Below are 14,942 nucleotides of genomic sequence, written 5' to 3'. Positions count from 1 at the left end.
AGAACCGGTTCGCTTTTCAGGATCAGGATCGGTCGAGCCCGATCAGCCGGCGGATGCGGCCGGTATCGGTGCCGATGAAGGACTGCATGCCGATCGCCACCTGTTCGGGCGCCATGGCGCCAACGAAGCGACGGAATTCATCATCCGACAGCGCCTCACCGGTCCAGTGGACGCGGCAGAATTCTTCCGAGCCATGGAAGTGGCCAGCGCCGTCCAGCAGATCGTCGACATAGCGGCCATAGATCATGCATTCGGAGAATCTGCGCGCCGAGCCGACGACCTCGACCCAGTTTCGGCCATGCACCTCCTCGATCCGACTGCACATGGCCAGCACGGTGTCGCGGCGCCAGGCGATCAGCGTCGAAATGTAATCGTGAACCGAATTCCTCGACGGATCGATGCCGAGCGCGGAGCCGGCATTGCGCGACCATATGCGATGCTCGTCATGACCGTCCTGCGCAAGCACGCCGTCACGGCGGAACAGCCGCGCCTTGCCGTCGCGCCAGAACGCGCCGCAATCGAAAGGCTTCAGGAAGGCGACGTCGGAATCGCAGAAGACCAGGACGTCCTGGCATGCGTGCGCCGCAACGGCGATGCGGCGCAGTTGCTGCACGTGCCAGCCGCGGAGCGGCTGCGTCTTCAAGCTGAGCCAGACGCGCCGCCGGAACAGGCTGAGCGGATCGTCGAAGACATGCAGCCAGCGCGGCAGCAGCTCACGTTCGTCGACGACGGAACGGTTGGCGCTCTCCAACCGTCGAAACAATTTGACGTCGCGGCCTTCGACCAGAATGTAGTGATGCGCGACGCCCGTGACGTGCCGGTCGAGGGTTTCGCAGAGCAAGCGGCAACGCTCGAAATCCGGCGCATAGCTTGCCGTCACCATGGCTGCCGTCGGCGTTGCCCGAAGCAGTCCGGGTTCGGCGATCGCGCCCGGAACGAACCTCTCGTTCAACGGACGTCTCCGGCGGCTTGGGGCCGGTTCAACAATTTCTGTTTGAGGACCCGCCACAGGAACAAGGGGTTGCCGACCACATAGCGGCGCCAGAGCCGTCCCGGCTCGACCGCCAGCCGAAACAGCCACTCCAGCCTGAGGCGCCGTATCCACAAGGGCGCGCGCGGCACGGCGCCGCTGAGAAAATCCAGCAGCGCGCCGACCGCGACCGGCAGCGTGCAGTGGCGCTCGTCGATGTGCCGTTCGATCCACAATTCCTGGCGCGGCACGCCCATGGCGACCAGCAGCATATCAGGCCGCAGCGCCGCGATGCGTTCGATGATTTCCGGCTCCTGCGCAGCGGAGAAGTAGCCGTCATGGATGACCACGAAGCTGTGCTGGACGGCAATCGCCGCGAGCTTCTTCGACGCGGCCTCGGCATTGACGCGCGTCGCGCCGAGCAGCCCCACGGTCAGCGGCCGGGTCACCGACCGCAGAAAGGCCGGCACGAAGTCGGTGCCGTTGAGATTGTCCGGGAACGGCGCGCCATAGAGAAGCTGCGCTGCGAGATCGACGCCGATGCCGTCCGGCAGGATGAGAAAATCGTCGAGCGCCTGGGCGAACACCGGATCGGTGTAGGCGAGATTGGCGTTATGGGCGTTGAGGAAGCTGACCTTGGTGAAGCGTCGTTCCGCGATCAGCCGCGTCAGCAGGGCGATCGCGTCGTCCCAGCGAATGGCGAGCACGGAGATGCCGAAGATCGTCTTCAATGTGTCGGGCCCGAACGAGGCGCGGGCGGCGTGCATGTTCATGCAAACGCCTCCTGCATGACCGGACCGAGCTTCTCCAGGCCAAACCGAATGGCGGCGTCCAGCGCCTTGAGCTGCCGGCGGTGGAACGCGCTGCCGTCAACGTCGCTTATGTCGGCCGCCGCGGTCTCCAGCGCCTTGGCAAAGGCGACCGGATCGTCGGTGACCGCGCAATTGACCGGGCGATGGTCAATGCCGCGCAGCGCGTGGCTGGTGGCAACGGCGGGCAGGCCGAGCTCGAACGTTTCGATCGTCTTCAATTGCACGCCGCTGCCGGCGGTGCTGATGAGCGGGATGACGGCGCCGCCGCGTATGAAAGCCTGGGCGTCCGGCACGCGTCCGACGAAAGCGACGCCGGGATGCGTCGAGGCGATGTCAGACGGCATGCTGCCGGCGATCCTGATGCGGAAGTCCGGGCGCAGATGCGGTACCACCTTGTCCAGGAACCAGCCGAGCCCGATGCGGTTCGGCTGCCAGGTCCAGGTGCCGATCAGCGCGGCGTCGCACTCAATCTTGCGCCGGCCGTTACGCGCCGGTGGCGTGGCGCCCGTCACCAGCGGCAGCACCGCCGAGCGGTCGTCGGAGGCCACGCCAAGTGCCGAACGGTCTTCCTCGGCCAGCGTGAAGACGAAACGCGCGCGGCGGCACAGACGCTCTTCCACGCTCTCGAGCAGCCTTGCCTCGCGGCGGAACAACAGGCGCTGGAAGATGCCCGGGGCGGCAGCGGCATTTTCCCGCGCCGAAAGATGCTCGACATTGTGGGCGACGAAGATCGAAGGCCGCTCGTCGAAGAGCTTTTCGAAGGCGCCGGCGAACTGCACGGAATTAAGCACATAGCCGTCGAAGGGGCCGGCGCGCTCGATGGCGGCGAGGACTTCGGCATCGGAGACCGCACGCAACTTGGCCGACGCGAAGGTGAGGCCCGAAAGCACCGCCTTGCCCACCCAGGCAAGCTTTTGTAGCGCTGAAGCATTTTCGGTGCGCACGTCGACGGCACCCAGCACGATGGTGTTTTCAGGATCGGCCGCGGCTTTCCCCGGCCAGATGAAGCCGATGACGGTGACGCGCGCGCCGGCGCGCCGCAAGGCAGCGATGATTGCAGCATTGGCGATCTCGTAGCCCGATGCGAGAGCGCCATCGGGCACGATCGATGTGGCGAACAGCAGATGCATCTCACCTATCCTGTGGTGCAGCCGGTAGCAAAGCGCGGTGAACCCTTGATTAAACGCGCGCGCATCGACGGCCCAAAACCCCCGCCTGAAGGGCCACTCCGTGAAAGGTGATTAACGAAACGTTATCGTCGTGGTGCTAACAGAACTCGACCCACCATGCGGCTGACACGGATGATCCCTTTGCAATCGGACGGTTCGGTATCGATCGCGGGACGATCCCCCCGGCTTGATACGGAGGCCGTCGAAGCCGTCGTCACCTTGCCGACCTTCAAGCGGCCGGACCAGGTCCTGCAAACGCTGGCGTCGCTGCGGGCGCAGCAGACCGGCAGGCGCTTTGCCGTCATCGTCATGGAGAACGAGGCCGAGGCGCGTGCCGGCGCCCAGGCGTCGCTGCCGCTGTTCGAGCGCGGCGACATACCGGGCATGGTGATCATCGCGCATCAGCGCGGCAATTGCAGCGCCTACAATGCCGGCTGGCAGACGGCGATCCTGCATTTCCCGAATTTCAGGCACCTGCTGGTCATCGACGATGACGAGATAGCCGATCCGCACTGGCTGGAACGGATGTGCGCGGCGGCCGAGAGCCTTGGCGCCGATGTTGTCGGCGGTCCGCAAGTGCCCGACTTCGCCGATCCCGCCCATGCGCGCTGGGCCAAGCATCCGGTCTTCGCGCCGCCCTACCGCAAGACGGGCCTCGTGCCGGCGCTCTATTCGTCCGGCAATCTCCTGGTCGGGCGCAACGTGCTTACCGCCATGGGGCCGCCGTTCCTCGACCTGAGATTCAATTTCATGGGCGGCGGCGATTCCGACTTCCTGAGCCGGGCGGCGCAGCGCGGCTTCGTGCTTGGCTGGTGCGCCGAGGCCAGGGTGACCGAGACCGTCCCGGCCCGTCGGGTCGAGGCCGACTGGATCCGCGCCCGCAGCCTGCGCAACGGCGTGATCTCGACGCTGGTCGAAAAGAAGAAACGCGCCGGCACCCCGCTGGCCGGCGTCAGGGTGTTGCTGAGGAGCCTGGCCCTGCTTGCCGCCTCGCCATTTCGCGGCGCCGCCAGGCTGGCGCGGACAGGATCGCCGGCGGCCGCCATCTACCCTGTCCATGTGGCGCTGGGCCGCGTGCTGGCCGAATTCGGATATGCCAATGAGCAATACCGCCAGCCTGAAAAGAACTGAGCGCGCGCCGCTCAGCGCCGCGTTCACACGCGACGGCGTGGCAACCGCGATCGCGGCGCTGCTGTTCACCGTCATCCTGATATCCTTCCGCCCGTTCCAGCCCGCGGGCGCGGAACTCACCGGCGAAGGCGGCGACATCGTCAACCAGCTCGGCTTCGGCTCGCTCGGCGCCGTTTCCATCTTTTCGCTGATGGCGTTCGCCGAGCCGCGCATCGTGCGTTCGCTGCTCAGCCCTTCCTGGATGCTGATGCTGGGTTTCTTCTTCCTGTCGGTGGTGCTGGCGACAGACCCGCCCTCGGCGATGCGCGCCGCCTCCTTCACCATGATCGGCATCCTGACCATGGCGACCATCCTTGTGCTGCCGCGCGACGCGGATTCCTTCTCGAAGGTCATCATCTTCACCGCGGTGGCCGTCATGGGCCTGTCCTATCTCGGCCTCATCGTCTTTCCGCACGAGGCAATGCACACGGCCGATTCGCAGGAACCCGAACATGCCGGCCTGTGGCGCGGCGTCTTCACCCACAAGAACATCGCCGGCCCGGTCATGGCCTGCTTCAGTTTCGCCGGCCTCTATCTCTTCCGGCGCGGGCAGCGGTTCTGGGGCGCCGGAATTTTCTTCGCGGCGATGGTGTTCATGCTGCACACCGGATCCAAGACCACGGCCGGCCTGGTGCCGTTCTCGATCCTGATCGTCATGTTTCCAAGCATCGTCGGCATGCGGCTCGGCACGCCGATCCTGTTCGCGCTGGCGATCGTCGCTACCGCGGTCGGCACGCTGGGCATCGTTTTCCTGCCGCCGGTGAAACAGCTGGCGGCGATCTATTTCCCCGGCCTGACCTATACCGGGCGCACCACGCTCTGGGAGTTCGCCGGCGAGATGCTGGCGAAGAAACCGTGGACCGGCTACGGCTATGAGAGCTTCTGGGGAACGCCGCTGCTGCTCAACCAGGATCAGCCCTTCGACCGGCCGTGGGATATCAGGACTATCGTGCATGGCCATGACGGTTATCTCGATATCGCGGTGCTGATGGGCATTCCGGCCCTTTGCGTGGCGGTCTACACTTTCCTGATCGCCCCTTTGCGCGACTACATGCGCATTCCCTTGCGCAAGGAAAACATCTATCTCGGCGACTTCTTCATGATGGTGGTGCTGTTCGCCGCGCTCAACGCCTTCCTCGAAAGCTTCTTCTTTCATCGCGGCGATCCGGTGTGGCTGTTCTTCGTGCTCGGTGTGCTTGGGCTCAGACAAGTTTCGCTGCGCCCGGTCGCGCTGCGCAACGCCGGTCGTGGCGCGCGATTGGGCCACTCCACCTGACAGGGCTTCCCCGTTGATCCGCGAGCGTTTATGTGAAGCCTTTCCTCGGAGGGCTTTCGATGACGATCAGGCTTGTTCTCGCCGGCTGCGGCAATATGGGTTACGCCATGCTCTCGGGCTGGCTGAAATCCGGCAAGCTTGCACCGTCGTCCGTTTTCGTGGTCGAGCCCAATGCCGACCTGCGCCAGCGCGCGGCCGCACTCGGATGCGGAACGGCTGCCGACGCCACCGATATCCCGGCCGGTGCCGTGCCTGATCTCATCGTCATCGCCGTGAAGCCCCAGGTGATCCGCGACGTCACCGCCGCTTACAAACGTTTCGGCGAAGGGCGCACCACCTTCGTCAGCATTGCCGCGGGCACGCCGGTCGCCACCTTCGAGGAAATCCTGGGCGACCGCGCGCCTGTTGTGCGCTGCATGCCCAACACGCCTGCTTCCATTGGCAAGGGCATGATGGTGGTGTTTTCCAATCCGCTGGTTTCCGACGACACCAAGCGTTTCGTCGCCGACCTCTTGTCGGCCAGCGGCGAAGTGGCCACCATCGACGAGGAGGGACTGATGGATGCGGTGACCGCCGTGTCGGGATCGGGGCCGGCCTATATCTTCCATTTCATCGAAGCGCTGACCGTCGCCGCCGAGAAGGCGGGCCTGCCGGCGGCGACCGCCAGGCTGCTCGCCATGCAGACCGTCTATGGTGCCGCCTCCCTCGCCGCCGAAAGCGGCGAGGAGCCGGGCCTGCTGCGCCAGCAGGTGACCAGCCCGAACGGCACGACGGCGGCGGCGCTTGGTGTGCTGATGGGCGAGGACCGGTTGACCAATCTCCTCACGCAAGCGGTGGAAGCGGCGCGGCTGCGGTCGATCGAACTGGGGAAATAGAGCAGACTCCCTAGGCCAGATCGGTATGCGAGAAGTCGTTGCCTTTGTAGAGCAGAGCAGAGCCACGACTCTTTGCGCATGCATAGGACAGGCAATCGGCCAGGTTGAGTTGGGCGGGATGCCCGCGTCCTTTTCCATAGTCTGAAAAAGCTTGGACCGCGAGCTTGGCGTCGCCGGCGTCGATCGGAACGATTTCGATTTCGGACTCGCGCAGAAAAGCCTCTATCGCCACTTCAGCGACAAGCGGCTCAACGGCCAGCATAGTTGAAAGCCGCATAGCCGCTTCGAGCACCACCAACGCGGAAGTAATTTTGCGAGGTGCTACCGCGATGCGGTTGCTCCACTCGCCAGCATCTCCCTCTCCCGAAAGAATTGCGACGACCACCGAGGTGTCGACAAACATCAAGAGTGGCCCCACATCTCATCGATCTCATCCTTGTCTACGGGCCGGCCGCCATGACCAGCTCTGGCTTTGAGTTCATCAGCGATGGCAGCCAGCCGCTGCGCCAACGGAGCGCGTCCACTTTCCCGTTTCAGTTCGGACTCAAGAGCTTCGATCACCGCCTCGGTCATCGAAATCTTGCGTTTGGCGGCGAGCCGCTGTGCCAGCTCACGTGCACGCGGGTCCCTGATCTGGAGGTTCATTGGTCGATCCTCAGCGTCATCTGCCATTACAATATAGTGCATCTGTCATGACAGCGCCACAACGGGCTTATTTTTCGTACAGCATCTCATCCTGCAGCCGGCGCAGAGCGAACAGTCTCGTCGCCCGGTCGGGTGCGGCGTTGTCGGCCGTCAACAGCTCGCCTTTCCTCACCGGTTTCAGCACCTTGCCGCCCTCGAGTAGGCCGACCGGCACGGCACGCCGGGCGCGAGCGTCTTCGACGGTCATCGTCCAGGAGCGATAGCAGGTCTCGCCGATCGCATCGAAGGTTTCGCCGGCGGCCAGATCCCGCTTGGCGACGGCGCATACCTCGGCGACCGGCCTTGGCAGCGGCACCATGTCGGGCTTGCCGAAGAGCACGATGCGGGCCGCCGTCAGCGGCACTTCCAGCGAGGTCAAATGGTAGGGTCGGAACAGGCTGTAATAGGGACCGTGGCCGATATGCAGGTCGTCCATGCGCTCGACGATGCGCGGGTGGGTCGCCTCGACGATGACGAAGACACCGGGTGCGACACCCTTGCCGATGGTGTAGTCGACAACGCCCTTTTTCGTGAGCAGCCCGCCATGCTCGCGCGGAATGAGCACCTTGACGAGGTCGTCGCGGTCGGCCTTCGGGCCGTGCATGCCGGGCACGTCGGGCACCAGCCCGGTGGCGTTGGCGATGGCGCACATCTCGACCATGGTTTTCGAACCGTCGACGAACTCGACCAGCATGCGCGGGTTCATGTTGCGGCGGATCGCTTCCTCGCGATAGTCGTCGGGCACGGCATCGTGGTTAAGCGGGTTGTTCTTGCCCTTGCCGGCCGAGACGATGGTCAAGTCCAGTGCGGAGGCGAACTCGATCAGCTCCATGCAGCTCGAGGGCTCGTCTCCGGCGCCGACCGAATAGACGACGCCGAGGCGATCTGCCTGCTGCTTGAGATAGCAGCCGATAGTGACGTCGGCCTCTACATTCATCATCACCAGATGCTTGCCATGCTGCATCGCCATCAGGTCGAAGTCGGCGGCGACGCCGGGCTTGCCGGTGGCGTCGATGACGACGTCGATCAGCGGATTGGTGACCAGCATCTCGTTGGAGGTGATGGCGATCTTTCTCGACTCGATCGCCGCGGTGACTTTCGAAGCGGTATCGGCTTCGACGGCCATCGCTTCGTCACCATAGGCGATGCGGACCGCTTCGCGCGCCGTATGCGGACGTCTTGTCGAGACCGCGCAGACCGAAATGCCGGGCATCAGCATGCCTTGCGTGACCAGATCGGTGCCCATTTCGCCCGAACCGATGACGCCGATGCGTACCGGGCGGCCCTCGGCGGCACGGCTGGCGAGATCGCGGGCGAGCCCGGTCAAGGCGACATTGGTCATGCGGGGATGTCCACAGCTTCCTGGTTCGCGTCGGATTAGCAGGGAATAGCTCCTCCTTGCCAACGAAACTGGCCTCGGCCCGTCAATTTCCCATGAAATCGCGCAGGACAGAGGCGCTCGCCACGGTTCGGTTGGCCCAAAGACTGGGCTCCGAACTCGGCGACAAAGACCTGACGACTGCCAGTCCGCTGTGCCGGCAGCTTCTCATGATAGGAATTTTTTCTTGACTGGGTGAGGGCAACTATGCTACATATTTGCCCATGGTGCTGAGTTGCGCCAGGGCCCGCCGCACAGGCGGGTTTTTCCGTTCAATGCTCCGTCAAGAGCGCACAGGCGAAGGCTCCGTCAGCCCGGATGCCTTGGGTTCAAAGACTTGCCAATTGACATTGCCTTGAACTGCCTCAATAAAACATTCGTTCGCCAGCGAAGGCAAATGTTCATCCCGCATCACCGAGCGGGACGCATTCCGGCTCGCGGGCAGAACGGGGAGTGCCTTTGCGCCGAGGTTGGCGGCAAAGGCGTTGGAGGTCAACGGAGCATCATTTCGAACCCGGGGGTCGGGCTCGGTGCTCCAGGGGAGGACAAATGGATACTATTCTTGCGGGCCTCAAAGGGGCCATCGACACGCTCGGCGCAACAGTGCTGCTGCCGATCGTCATTTTCATCATAGCCGTCGTTCTGGGCGCAAAGGTCAGCAAGGCTTTTCGCGCCGCGGTCACCATCGGCGTCGCCTTCATCGGCATCAACCTCGTGCTTGGCCTGATGTTCACGTCGATCGGCGACGTCGCCAAGGCCATCGTCACCAACACCGGCATTCATCGCGACATCATCGATGTCGGCTGGCCGTCGGCGGCCGCCATCGCCTTCGGCTCGTCGGTCGGCCTGTGGGTCATCCCCGTCGGCATCCTGGTCAACATCGTGCTGTTGCTGACGCGCATGACGCGCACGCTCAATGTCGACGTCTGGAACTTCTGGCACTTCGCCTTTGTCGGCTCGCTGGTCGTGGCGGCGACCGACAATCTGGCCTACGGCATCGCCATCGCGGCATTGGTCGCGGCACTGTCGCTGCTGTTCGCCGACTGGTCGGCGCGCGCAGTGCAGCAGTTCTACGGCGTGCCCGGCATTTCGGTGCCGCACCTGGCTTCCGCGCAGATCCTGCCGATCGCCATCATCCTGAACTGGATCATGGACCGCATTCCCGGCATCAACCGCATCAACATCAACACCGAGACCATCGAGCGCCGGTTCGGCGTGTTCGGCGAACCTGTCGTGCTCGGCTTGATCATCGGTCTCGTGCTCGGTGCCATCGCCTTCTACAATGCGGGCGATCTCGGCACGGTGCTCGCCAAGGTGCTTGGCACCGGCATGACCCTGGCAGCCGTCATGCTGCTTTTGCCGCGCATGGTGAAGATCCTGATGGAGGGCCTGATCCCGGTCTCCGACGCGGCGCAGGAATTCGTGCGCAAGCGCACCGGCGACCGCGAGCTTCTGGTCGGCCTGGACTCCGCCATCCTGATCGGGCATCCCGCCGCGATCTCGTCGTCGCTGATCCTGGTGCCTATCGCGATCATCCTGTCGGTGATCCTGCCGGGCAACCGCGTCATCCTGTTCGCCGACCTGGCGGTCATTCCCTTCATCGTCGCCATGACCGCCCCTCTGGTCAAAGGCAATGTGTTCCGCATGGTGGTGATCGGCACGGTGACGCTGGCGATCGGTTTCTACGTCGCCAACGCGCTGGCGCCGCTGTTCACAAGTGCGGCCGTCGCGTCGGGCTTCAAGCTGCCGGCAGACGCGCTGCAGATCACCTCGGTCGTCGACGGCTTCCTGTGGGTGCCCTATGTGATCATCGAGGCGATCCAGGGACTTGGCCTTGCCGGCATCGTCGTGATCGCCGTGGTCATCGCGGCATTGTTCGTCCTCTATCGCCGCAACACGCTCGGCTGGGAACGGGCAGCGGGCGCCGAGGACGAGCCGGCCGAAGGCACGGCCTGAGCCTCATCACGCCTGACGTTTGAAATGATCGTGCGCCCTCCCCGGGCGCATGATTTTATCGACGGAGCAAAAACATGTCTGACGGACTCATGCAGCTTCTGGACCCCGAAGCGATCGTGCTCGGATCCGATGCCTCGACCAATGAGCAGATCATCCGCATCCTGGCCGGCCGGCTCGAGACGCTCGGCTATGTCAGAAGTTCCTACGCCGACGCGGTCGTGCGCCGCGAGTTGACCATCCCGACAGGACTGCCGCTGGAGCGCGCCGACAATGTCGCGGTGCCGCACACCGATCCCGAACATGTCCTGAAGCCCGGGATCGCTTTGGGCACATTGAAGCACCCCGTCGTCTTCGCCAACATGGAAGACCCCGACGAGAAGCTGCCGGTCGGCTTCGTCTTCCTGCTTGCCATCAATGACAAGGACAAGCAGATTGAAGCGCTGCAGGCCGTTATGGCCACCATCCAGAATCCAGATGCATTGGACGGCCTGAGGTCGGCCACGACGCTAGACGACGTTCGGGCCGTGCTCGGCTGAACAAGGAGAAGCAAGAGATGTCCAGACAGAAAACAATTCTCTTTGCCTGCGGCACGGGCATAGCCACCTCAACCGCGGTCAACGTCGCCGTCACCGAGGCGATGAAGCAGCGCGGCCTGACCTTCAACGCCCAGCAGGCCAAGGCGACCGAAGTGCCGGGGCTGGCCGACAGCGTCGACTTCATCGTCGCCACGACGCCGATCTCGGCTTCGGTGACCAAGCCGGTCATCAAGGGCCTCGCCTTCCTCACCGGCATCGGCAAGGACAAGGTGCTCGACGAGATCGAGGTGCAACTGCGCAAGTAGGCCGCGGCACGCGCTCGGTTTCAGGTCACCCTGACGTAGCTCGTCATGCCCGATTTCTGATGCTCGATGATATGGCAGTGCAGCAGCCAGTCGCCGGGGTTGTCGGCGACGAAGCCGAGGCTCACCTTCTCGTTGGGCTGGATGAGATAGGTGTCGGAAACCAGCGGCTGCACGGGCCGAGTCGAGGATGACAGCACTTTGAAGCTCATGCCGTGCAAATGCATCGGATGCGATTGCGGCGTCAGGTTCTCCATGTCGATGACATAGCTCCTGCCAAGCTTCAATTCGGCCAGCGGAGCGGTCGGATCCGGCGTATCGCCAGGCCACGGCACCTTGTTGATGGCCCAGAAACTGTAGCCGAGCGAACCGCATATGCCGTCGCTCGGAATGTTCTCGGCCGTAGCGCTGAGCGCCAGCGAAATATGCTGGGCAGCGGAGAGATCGACCTCCGCCACCGGATTGGCCTCCAGCGGCGCGACATCACGAATGTCGCGCTTCAGCGAGCTGCCAGCCGCACGCAAGGTAGCCAGCACCTTGGGCTTGGTGCCCCTGACGTCCCGCAGGCTCACGACCGCGCCCTCCGCGTCAGGCATGCGGATGGCGAGTTCCATGCGCTGTCCCGGGCCAAGCAGCAAGGCATCGGGCGAAAAACGCTGCGGCACCGGATTGCCGTCCAGCGCGATCACCGTCGCCTCCGCGCCGTTGACGCGAAAGGCATGGATGCGCGTCACGTCGGTGATGGCGACGCGCAGCCGCACCAGCCCGCCGGCTGGCGCGTCATAGTGCGGCTGGTCGAGCCAGTTGGCCGTGCGCACCGTGCCATAGGTGCCGGTTCTCGCGGCATCCCGCGGCCGGAACTGATCGATGAACTGGCCATCGTCGCCGAGGCGCCAGTCGCGCAGATTGAGGACGATTTCGGCATCGAATTTCGGATCACCGGGATTTTCGACCACGATGACGCCGGTCAGGCCGTGCCCCATTTGCTCCAGCGTATTGCAATGCGGGTGGTACCAGAAGGTGCCGGCATCGGGCGGCGTGAAGGCGTAGTCGAAATGATCGCCGGTATAGACGTAGGGCTGGACCAGGAACGGAACGCCGTCCATCTTGTTGGGGACCCGAACGCCGTGCCAGTGGATCGTCGTCGGGTCGTCGATCGCGTTGACGAGCCGGGCGGCGAAGGGCTCGCCCTTTTTCATCCTCAGCACCGGCGGCATTCCGGCGCTGCCATATGTCAGCACGTCCCGGGTCGGGCCGACCTCCATCAGCGTGGCCTGGATCCTGGCCGTCCGCAGCACCACCGGCTCGGGCGTGGCGACGGCCCAGCCGCCAAGCCTCCCCATCGCCGCGAGCCCGCCCGCACCGGCAACCGCGGCCGATTTCAGAAGTCGACGGCGTGTGATCAAGCTCATGCTGCGCTCCAGCGGGAAAACCCTCGGAATCGCCGACTTGAATCACGATCGGACGGCCAGCGCAAATGCCGATATCGGCATTTGTGTCTCGATGAAGCCGCGGCCAGCACCGTCTGCGCGGACGGCGCTTCGCCCTGCGACTCTGATCGGGACGACGGCCGCGCCAGGTCATGCTTCAAGGCACTGACCGGAGCGGACTCGCCCGGGTCGCCAATGCCGATGTTTTCAACCGTCCGATCGGGCGGGTGGGTAGCGGAAGGGCGTCAAGCGGTCGCCCCCTATGGGCAGGCGCTCGTCGCGGAGGAAAGCAAGCAGGCCGATTTGCTCCCGCCATGAAAGCGCGACGAGAACCAACCTGCGCGAAATCTCGGATTCAGGTGCCGGATGCGCCTTTTTTTGCCCGTTCGTGCCGCAAGGGCTTAAGAATGGGACGGATGGCGCTGAAAATGTCGGGCAGTCTGGTGCTGCGAGAGAGGATTGAACTCTCGACCTCTCCCTTACCAAGGGAGTGCTCTACCACTGAGCTACCGCAGCCGCTGATGGCGGGGCTTCTGCCATATCGAACCGGCAAGCGCAAGGCCAAGTGCAAAGCATCTGTGAAAGCCTTTGCCGGATACGTTTTGATGACATGGCCGCGCCACAATGTTGGTTATGCCTGAATAGCGGGCTGGCCGGCCGCCGGCTAGGACGGGACGATGAACGACAAGACAATTCCACCGAAAAAGAGCGGCACCGGCCGCAAGGACCGCCTGGCCGAACAGCTGCGCGCGAATCTGTTGAAGCGCAAGGCACAGTCGCGCTCGCGGCGCGCCGGCGACGCCGACAAGCGGCGCGCCGGGGACGCCGACAAGCGGCCGGACGGGGTCGGCGCGGCGAAGGAAATACAAAAAGATTAACTCAAATCAGCCACTCTTGGGTCGGGTGCCAGGAAATCCTATTTCTTGAACCAGGTTGGCCGATGGTCTAGACGGGCCGATACTCAAACGATTGAAACCGGCTTTCGGGGCCGAGGGGATAGTCTTCATGGATCGCATCAGAATTGTCGGCGGCAACAAGCTCGCCGGAAGCATTCCGATCTCGGGCGCGAAAAACGCCGCCCTGCCGTTGATGATCGCGTCGCTTCTGACAGACGACACGCTGACGCTCGAAAACGTGCCGCATCTGGCCGATGTCGAGCAACTGATCCGCATCCTGGGCAATCACGGCGTCGATTATTCGGTCAACGGACGCCGCGAAAAGCAGAATGAAGGCTATTCGCGCACCATCAATTTTTCCGCCCGCAACATCGTCGACACGACGGCCCCTTACGAGCTGGTGTCGAAGATGCGCGCTTCGTTCTGGGTCATCGGCCCGCTGCTGGCCCGCATGGGCGAGGCCAAGGTGTCGTTGCCGGGCGGTTGCGCCATCGGCACGCGGCCGGTCGACCTGTTCCTGGAAGGCCTGCAGGCGCTGGGCGCCGACATCGACGTCGACACCGGCTATGTCATCGCCAAGACCAGGAATGGCCGCCTCGTCGGCAACCGTTATGTCTTTCCGAAAGTGTCGGTCGGCGCCACCCATGTGCTGATGATGGCGGCGTCGCTCGCCAAGGGCGAGACGGTGCTTGAGAACGCCGCCTGCGAGCCCGAGATCGTCAACCTCGCCGAATGCCTCAATGCCATGGGTGCCAAGATTTCCGGCGCCGGCACGCCAACCATCACCATCGACGGCGTCGAGGCGCTGTCGGGTGCGCGAGTGCGCGTCATCCCGGACCGGATCGAGACCGGAACCTATGCCATGGCCGTCGCCATGACCGGCGGCGACGTCGTGCTCGAGGGCGCGCGTCCCGATTTGCTGCAGACCGCGCTGGACGTGATCTCGCAGACGGGCGCCGAGATCACGCCGACCAATTCCGGCATTCGCGTCAAGCGCAACGGCGCCGGCATTTCACCGGTCGACGTGACGACGGCGCCCTTTCCGGCTTTCCCGACCGATCTGCAGGCGCAGTTCATGGGCCTGATGACCATGGCCAAGGGCAAGTCGCGCATCACCGAGACGATCTTCGAAAACCGCTTCATGCATGTGCAGGAACTGGCGCGCCTGGGCGCCCACATCACGCTTTCGGGCCAGACGGCGATCGTCGACGGCGTGCCGAAACTGAAGGGCGCGCCTGTCATGGCGACCGACCTTCGCGCTTCCGTTTCGCTGGTCATCGCCGGCCTGGCGGCCGAAGGCGAAACCACGGTCAACCGCGTTTATCATCTCGACCGCGGCTTCGAGCGGCTGGAGGAAAAGCTGTCCAACTGCGGCGCGGTGATCGAACGGATCTCGGCTTAGGCCAATCCCCGCCCGCCTCACGGCTGCGCGGACCGGAACGATCTCCGGATTCCTGCTTGAGCATGATCTTTTCCGAAAAGCGGTTT

At 64.1% G+C, this 14,942-nt stretch carries 16 protein-coding genes and 1 tRNA gene; 8 read left to right on the top strand and 9 right to left on the bottom strand.

The window, feature by feature from the left end; genetic code table 11:
- Positions 1 to 22: 22 nt before the first annotated feature.
- The 3 genes from FJ490_RS31755 to FJ490_RS31745 are packed head-to-tail and all read right to left on the bottom strand — an operon-like array spanning position 23 to position 2,912.
- Positions 23 to 952, bottom strand: coding sequence for a DUF6492 family protein (locus FJ490_RS31755; protein ID WP_140728606.1), 930 nt, complete (start codon positions 950 to 952; stop codon positions 23 to 25).
- Positions 949 to 1,743 carry a WecB/TagA/CpsF family glycosyltransferase gene (locus tag FJ490_RS31750; RefSeq protein ID WP_140728605.1) on the bottom strand — a complete coding sequence of 265 codons (795 nt, stop codon included), beginning with the start codon at positions 1,741 to 1,743 and terminating at the stop codon, positions 949 to 951. Before FJ490_RS31750 ends, FJ490_RS31755 begins: the two co-directional genes overlap by 4 nt.
- Positions 1,740 to 2,912: a glycosyltransferase family 4 protein gene (locus FJ490_RS31745; protein ID WP_140728604.1), complete on the bottom strand. Its 1,173-nt coding sequence runs from the start codon at positions 2,910 to 2,912 to the stop codon at positions 1,740 to 1,742. Before FJ490_RS31745 ends, FJ490_RS31750 begins: the two co-directional genes overlap by 4 nt.
- 171 nt (positions 2,913 to 3,083) lie before the next feature.
- Here FJ490_RS31745 and FJ490_RS31740 point away from each other — a divergent pair, with 171 nt between their 5' ends.
- Genes FJ490_RS31740 through proC form a run of 3 tightly spaced genes read left to right on the top strand, consistent with a single transcriptional unit; the run spans position 3,084 to position 6,272 of the window.
- On the top strand, positions 3,084 to 4,082 hold the full coding sequence (locus FJ490_RS31740; RefSeq protein WP_140625621.1) for a glycosyltransferase: 999 nt from the start codon (positions 3,084 to 3,086) through the stop codon (positions 4,080 to 4,082).
- Positions 4,051 to 5,397 (top strand): O-antigen ligase, encoded by a 1,347-nt coding sequence (locus tag FJ490_RS31735; RefSeq protein ID WP_140625620.1) that lies wholly within the window; start codon positions 4,051 to 4,053, stop codon positions 5,395 to 5,397. Before FJ490_RS31740 ends, FJ490_RS31735 begins: the two co-directional genes overlap by 32 nt.
- Positions 5,398 to 5,456: 59 nt before the next feature.
- Positions 5,457 to 6,272 carry a pyrroline-5-carboxylate reductase gene (gene proC, locus FJ490_RS31730; protein ID WP_140501067.1) on the top strand — a complete coding sequence of 272 codons (816 nt, stop codon included), beginning with the start codon at positions 5,457 to 5,459 and terminating at the stop codon, positions 6,270 to 6,272.
- Between the two features lie 10 nt (positions 6,273 to 6,282).
- On the opposite strand, the gene FJ490_RS31725 is transcribed toward proC, so the two are convergent.
- The 4 genes from FJ490_RS31725 to FJ490_RS31710 form a co-directional block, all read right to left on the bottom strand.
- The gene (locus tag FJ490_RS31725; RefSeq protein WP_140501065.1) at positions 6,283 to 6,675 is read right to left on the bottom strand and encodes a type II toxin-antitoxin system VapC family toxin; all 393 of its coding nucleotides are present in this window, start codon (positions 6,673 to 6,675) and stop codon (positions 6,283 to 6,285) included.
- Positions 6,675 to 6,917: a type II toxin-antitoxin system VapB family antitoxin gene (locus FJ490_RS31720; protein ID WP_140501063.1), complete on the bottom strand. Its 243-nt coding sequence runs from the start codon at positions 6,915 to 6,917 to the stop codon at positions 6,675 to 6,677. The genes FJ490_RS31725 and FJ490_RS31720 overlap by 1 nt, the downstream gene beginning before the upstream one ends.
- Before the next feature lie 67 nt (positions 6,918 to 6,984).
- A complete protein-coding gene (locus FJ490_RS31715) occupies positions 6,985 to 8,298 on the bottom strand; it encodes an NAD(P)H-dependent oxidoreductase (protein ID WP_140728603.1) in 1,314 nt (437 codons plus the stop codon).
- 319 nt (positions 8,299 to 8,617) lie between these two features.
- Positions 8,618 to 8,830, bottom strand: a complete 213-nt coding sequence (locus FJ490_RS31710) for a hypothetical protein (RefSeq protein WP_140728602.1) — start codon at positions 8,828 to 8,830, stop codon at positions 8,618 to 8,620.
- A 53-nt stretch (positions 8,831 to 8,883) separates the two neighbouring features.
- Between FJ490_RS31710 and FJ490_RS31705 the strand changes: the two genes are divergently transcribed.
- From FJ490_RS31705 to FJ490_RS31695, 3 genes are all read left to right on the top strand, one after another.
- Positions 8,884 to 10,290, top strand: coding sequence for a PTS transporter subunit IIC (locus tag FJ490_RS31705; RefSeq protein WP_140562198.1), 1,407 nt, complete (start codon positions 8,884 to 8,886; stop codon positions 10,288 to 10,290).
- A gap of 74 nt (positions 10,291 to 10,364) precedes the next feature.
- Positions 10,365 to 10,826, top strand: a complete 462-nt coding sequence (locus FJ490_RS31700; RefSeq protein WP_140562200.1) for a PTS sugar transporter subunit IIA — start codon at positions 10,365 to 10,367, stop codon at positions 10,824 to 10,826.
- A 17-nt stretch (positions 10,827 to 10,843) separates the two neighbouring features.
- Positions 10,844 to 11,131 carry a PTS sugar transporter subunit IIB gene (locus FJ490_RS31695; protein WP_140501055.1) on the top strand — a complete coding sequence of 96 codons (288 nt, stop codon included), beginning with the start codon at positions 10,844 to 10,846 and terminating at the stop codon, positions 11,129 to 11,131.
- 20 nt (positions 11,132 to 11,151) lie between these two features.
- On the opposite strand, the gene FJ490_RS31690 is transcribed toward FJ490_RS31695, so the two are convergent.
- Positions 11,152 to 12,540: a multicopper oxidase family protein gene (locus FJ490_RS31690; RefSeq protein WP_140633713.1), complete on the bottom strand. Its 1,389-nt coding sequence runs from the start codon at positions 12,538 to 12,540 to the stop codon at positions 11,152 to 11,154.
- A gap of 459 nt (positions 12,541 to 12,999) precedes the next feature.
- Positions 13,000 to 13,074, bottom strand: a tRNA-Thr gene (locus tag FJ490_RS31685).
- Between the two features lie 161 nt (positions 13,075 to 13,235).
- On the opposite strand from FJ490_RS31685, the gene FJ490_RS31680 reads away from it, so the two are divergent.
- Together FJ490_RS31680 and murA are read left to right on the top strand one after the other, a co-directional pair.
- Positions 13,236 to 13,436, top strand: a complete 201-nt coding sequence (locus FJ490_RS31680) for a hypothetical protein (RefSeq protein ID WP_140728601.1) — start codon at positions 13,236 to 13,238, stop codon at positions 13,434 to 13,436.
- Between the two features lie 127 nt (positions 13,437 to 13,563).
- A complete protein-coding gene (gene murA, locus FJ490_RS31675) occupies positions 13,564 to 14,856 on the top strand; it encodes a UDP-N-acetylglucosamine 1-carboxyvinyltransferase (protein ID WP_140513353.1) in 1,293 nt (430 codons plus the stop codon).
- Positions 14,857 to 14,942: the final 86 nt, after the last annotated feature.

Source organism: Mesorhizobium sp. B2-5-11, assembly GCF_006440835.1.
Taxonomy (GTDB): Bacteria; Pseudomonadota; Alphaproteobacteria; order Rhizobiales; family Rhizobiaceae; genus Mesorhizobium.
Note: the sequence above shows the minus strand (reverse complement) of the source record. Positions and strands in the feature narration are given on the sequence as shown.

Excerpts from the sequence above, each read along its gene's own strand:
- FJ490_RS31725 (WP_140501065.1), bottom strand. The coding sequence starts at position 6,675 with ATGTTTGTCGACACCTCGGTGGTCGTCGCAATTCTTTCGGGAGAGGGA.
- FJ490_RS31715 (WP_140728603.1), bottom strand. The coding sequence starts at position 8,298 with ATGACCAATGTCGCCTTGACCGGGCTCGCCCGCGATCTCGCCAGCCGT.
- proC (WP_140501067.1), top strand. The coding sequence starts at position 5,457 with ATGACGATCAGGCTTGTTCTCGCCGGCTGCGGCAATATGGGTTACGCC.
- FJ490_RS31735 (WP_140625620.1), top strand. The coding sequence starts at position 4,051 with ATGAGCAATACCGCCAGCCTGAAAAGAACTGAGCGCGCGCCGCTCAGC.
- FJ490_RS31700 (WP_140562200.1), top strand. The coding sequence starts at position 10,365 with ATGTCTGACGGACTCATGCAGCTTCTGGACCCCGAAGCGATCGTGCTC.
- FJ490_RS31740 (WP_140625621.1), top strand. The coding sequence starts at position 3,084 with ATGATCCCTTTGCAATCGGACGGTTCGGTATCGATCGCGGGACGATCC.
- FJ490_RS31720 (WP_140501063.1), bottom strand. The coding sequence starts at position 6,917 with ATGAACCTCCAGATCAGGGACCCGCGTGCACGTGAGCTGGCACAGCGG.
- FJ490_RS31695 (WP_140501055.1), top strand. The coding sequence starts at position 10,844 with ATGTCCAGACAGAAAACAATTCTCTTTGCCTGCGGCACGGGCATAGCC.
- murA (WP_140513353.1), top strand. The coding sequence starts at position 13,564 with ATGGATCGCATCAGAATTGTCGGCGGCAACAAGCTCGCCGGAAGCATT.
- FJ490_RS31745 (WP_140728604.1), bottom strand. The coding sequence starts at position 2,912 with ATGCATCTGCTGTTCGCCACATCGATCGTGCCCGATGGCGCTCTCGCA.
- FJ490_RS31690 (WP_140633713.1), bottom strand. The coding sequence starts at position 12,540 with ATGAGCTTGATCACACGCCGTCGACTTCTGAAATCGGCCGCGGTTGCC.
- FJ490_RS31680 (WP_140728601.1), top strand. The coding sequence starts at position 13,236 with ATGAACGACAAGACAATTCCACCGAAAAAGAGCGGCACCGGCCGCAAG.
- FJ490_RS31750 (WP_140728605.1), bottom strand. The coding sequence starts at position 1,743 with ATGAACATGCACGCCGCCCGCGCCTCGTTCGGGCCCGACACATTGAAG.
- FJ490_RS31705 (WP_140562198.1), top strand. The coding sequence starts at position 8,884 with ATGGATACTATTCTTGCGGGCCTCAAAGGGGCCATCGACACGCTCGGC.